The sequence below is a fragment of the Streptomyces sp. NPDC045701 genome (assembly GCF_056432045.1).
Map to the genome: position 1 here is coordinate 1 of NZ_JBWKJV010000168.1, position 2,152 is coordinate 2,152.

The window sequence follows — 2,152 nt, forward strand, 5'->3', positions numbered from 1 at the left end:
CGTGATCTGACGCCGGGGGAGCGGGCTGGACTTGCCGGTGGGGAGCGGGCGGCGCGCAAGCACGATGTGTTCCTGGCCCGGCCGCGGGGCTGGCGGAACCAGGTGTGGGAGACCGATCACGTCCAGGCGCCGGTGCTGGTCGAGGTTGAGGGCAGGGCTCGCAGGCCGTGGATCACGTGGTTCATCGACTGTGCCACCAACGCGATCACTGGCGTCGCGGTTACGCCGGCGCATCCGTCGCGGGAGTCGGTGCTGGCCGCGCTGCGCTCCGCGGTCCTGCGCGAAGAGCCTTACGGCCCGTTCGGCGGGCTGCCCGAGAAAGTGCGGGTGGACCGCGGCAAGGACTTTCTGTCCCGAACGGTGACGGCCGCGTTCGATCTCCTGGAGGTGACGGTGGAGGATCTGCCCGCCTACACCCCCCACCTCAAGGGCACTGTGGAGGGCCTGAACCGGGCTGTGGAGAGCATGTTCCTGGCCGCGCTGCCCGGCTACGCCCGCCAGCCGCGCCCCGGTAAGCGGGCTTCCCGCCCGAAGGACGAGGTGCTGCTCGGCTTCGAGGACTTCACCGCTCGGCTGCTGGCCTGGACGCTGTGGTGGAACACCGAGCACCGTCCCGCGCCCTTGCGGGGTCGGACCCCGCTTGAGGCGTGGCAGGACGATCCCACCCCGCTGCGGGACGTGCCGGCTGCGGATTTGTGGACGTTCACCCTGGAGGACGCCGGCACCCGCACGCTGACCACCCGCGGTATCCGCTTCAGGAAACGCGACTACGTGGGGCCTTGGATGACCGGCCAGGTCGGCATCCAGGTGCGTATCCGCTTCATGCCCCACCACGACCACCGCATCGAGGTCTACCACGCCACCACCGGCCGCTACCTCGGCCCCGCGGACCTGGCCGACCAGGCAACCGAGGAGCAGGTCAGCGCCGTACGGAAAACTCGGGCGGCCCGCGCCCGCCGTCTGCGGAAGGACCTGGAGGCTTCCCAGCGCGAGCGCTACGCCGCCGCTACCCGGGCCGGGCCCCCTCGGCGGCTCGGCGCGCTGACCGGTGCGCAGGCCGATGCCGAACTCGCCCAGAGTGCTGACGCCGACCTGTCGCAGCTCGCGCTGCCCGATGTTGTCCCGCTTGCCGCGCCCCCGGCCGACTGGCGCACTCCAGCTTCCTTGGCTGCGCTGATCACGCCGGCCCGCCCCGCCCCGCGCCCGCCAGGCCGTGACTCAGCCTCTGCGGTCCCCGACGGCCTGGGCAGACACGCCGCACCTTCCACCACCGACGAAGACGGAGACGCCTCGTGACCGCGGCCACCTACCAGTACGTCGACCTGCCCGACGCCTCCGTGGTCACCACCCGCGCCCTGCTCACCGCCCGCGAGAACATCAGCGACACGGTCGCCGCCCGCGCGATGATGTGCATCCACGGCGGTGCCGGCTTCGGCAAGACCCTCGCCGTCAACACCTGCCTGCGCGCACTCGAACCCGGCGAGGACGTCCGCAAGATCACCTTCCGGGCCCGTCCCACCGCCCGAGCGGTGCGCTACGAGCTGTTCACCGCTCTCGACCTGGCCGGCGAGCCACCGCGCCACCCCAGCGAATTCGACCGCTTGCTGAAGACGGCCCTGGCCGAACGCCCCCGTACCTTCCTCGTGGACGAGGCCCAGTGGCTCAACGGCGAGGCGTTCGAGTATTTCCGCTACCTGTGGGACGAGCCCTCCACCCAGCTGGCGATCATCTTCGTCGGTGGCGCGGGCTGCCACACCGTGCTGCGCCGCGAACCGATGCTCTCCTCCCGCATCTTCATCTGGCAGCACTTCACCCGCCTCACCCCCGACGAGGTCCTCGACGTCATCCCTCTGTTCCATTTCGTCTGGGCCGACGCCGCCCCCGAGGACATCGCCTTCGCCGACCAGCACGCCGCGCACGGCAACTTCCGCGCCTGGGCCCAGCTGACCGCGCACACCCGCACCGCTCTGGCCCGTACCGGCCGTCCCCGCGTGGATCAGGAACTGCTGCGCTGGGCCTTCAGCCGCCTTGGCTGACCACCACGCCGCCATGTTTCTCGCCGCGCGGCCGCCGTCCGTCGCTGTGGTCATCGACCGCCATGACGACGTCATCCACACCCACACTGCCCTGGCCGCCCACCATCCGCCGTCCG

General features: G+C 71.2%; 2 protein-coding genes. Both read left to right on the forward strand.

The features are described 5' to 3' along the window. Positions 1 to 1,296 (forward strand): transposase (locus AC07DW_RS34130; RefSeq protein WP_478861478.1); only part of this gene is annotated, 1,296 nt, incomplete at its 5' end. Beyond that, entirely contained in the window at positions 1,293 to 2,036 is a 744-nt protein-coding gene (locus AC07DW_RS34135; RefSeq protein WP_359857096.1) for an ATP-binding protein, read from the forward strand. The genes AC07DW_RS34130 and AC07DW_RS34135, both read left to right, overlap by 4 nt. The last annotated feature ends 116 nt before the right edge of the window (positions 2,037 to 2,152 follow it).